This is a genomic window from Streptomyces mabaensis (assembly GCF_053763515.1).
Genome location: NZ_JBSOPZ010000091.1, coordinates 1 through 652, shown reverse-complemented (window position 1 = coordinate 652; position 652 = coordinate 1). Strand labels below are relative to the sequence as shown.

Sequence of the window (652 nt, the reverse complement as noted above, 5' to 3'; positions counted from 1 at the left end):
ATCAGCGCGTTCACGCCGTTGCGTGTGGACATGCTGGACTTCCTCGTCCGGGAGTACATTCCTGGCAGGGCCCCGGACATCGCGGGCCGGGAGGCCCTGCTTGATTTCGCCGCGGCCCAGGTGGAGGCTGATCCCGGTGCCCAGCTCACGAAGGCGCTGGAGGCGCTGCTCACCGGGAGGCCGCTCGGGCTCGCTCTCAAGCAGTGGGGGAAGGGGCCTGATGGGTGGGTCCGGCGTGTGCTGTCGCTGCCGGCCACCGTGCCGCTCACCCGGCATGAAGTAGCGTCCGCCCTGTGGGCCACGGCCCGTTCCGTCCAGGTCGTCCGTGAGAAGAATCCTGTGGAGCGGGAGGCGATGGGCCGCAGGGTCCTCCATCTGCAGGCCACTGAGACGTGGACACACTGGCAACAGAACCAGGGGTCGCGGGAGGAAGAGCTGTGGGCGGTGGTGGCCAGGGCGGTCGTGGCGGGTGTGGACGTCTCCGACACGGACCAGCTGGCCGCGTATCACCTGAAGGAGAGTGGTGTTTTCGGTCCGGCGGCTCTGCTCGAGCCGCCGGAGGGCTTCCAGGGGGTCAGCCCGTCCGGGACCGTGGTACCGGCCGGGGGCAACTCGGACAGTGTGCAGCGGATGGAGGACGGGCCTGACGGGC

1 protein-coding gene is annotated in these 652 nt (G+C 69.6%); it reads left to right on the top strand.

All coding sequences use genetic code 11. From position 1 onward, the window contains the following. Positions 1-30: 30 nt before the first annotated feature. On the top strand, positions 31-652 hold a 622-nt coding region (locus ACWV17_RS33845; protein ID WP_455362672.1), incomplete at its 3' end, for a hypothetical protein.